The sequence below is a fragment of the Shewanella sp. N2AIL genome, from assembly GCF_022690845.1.
GTDB lineage: Bacteria > Pseudomonadota > Gammaproteobacteria > Enterobacterales > Shewanellaceae > Shewanella > Shewanella baltica.
This window is the reverse complement of the sequence record NZ_JALBYT010000096.1, coordinates 1-381: the sequence shown is the minus strand read 5'-3', so window position 1 is coordinate 381 and position 381 is coordinate 1. Positions and strand designations below refer to the sequence as shown.

The window sequence follows — 381 nt, the reverse complement described above, 5'->3', positions numbered from 1 at the left end:
GGAGACCCCACACTACCATCGGCGCGTTTGCGTTTCACTTCTGAGTTCGGGATGGGATCAGGTGGTTCCACAAGGCTATTGTCACCAAGCAAATTCTGTTTATTACCGTGTCCATCTCTGGCTCACGTTAATAATAATTCGGAAAGCTGATTTGCTTTGTTTGAGTTCGCACTTTATCAAGTGTCGATATTCTGTCTAAGGCTTTTCGTACGACCTCCATGGATGGAGGAAGTGCTAGAAAATGTCTGGAACATTTTCAGTAAAACCCATCTGGGTTGTATGGTTAAGCCTCTCGAGTCATTAGTACATGTTAGCTCAACGCCTCACAACGCTTACACACCATGCCTATCAACGTCCTAGTCTCGAACGGCTCTTTAGAGG

Annotated in this window: 2 rRNA genes; both read right to left on the bottom strand. The window is 45.7% G+C overall.

The window, feature by feature from the left end:
* Window positions 1-89: ribosomal RNA gene (gene rrf / locus MO387_RS20885) — 5S ribosomal RNA — on the bottom strand; the annotation flags it as partial.
* A 190-nt stretch (window positions 90-279) separates the two neighbouring features.
* Window positions 280-381: ribosomal RNA gene (locus MO387_RS20880) — 23S ribosomal RNA — on the bottom strand; the annotation flags it as partial.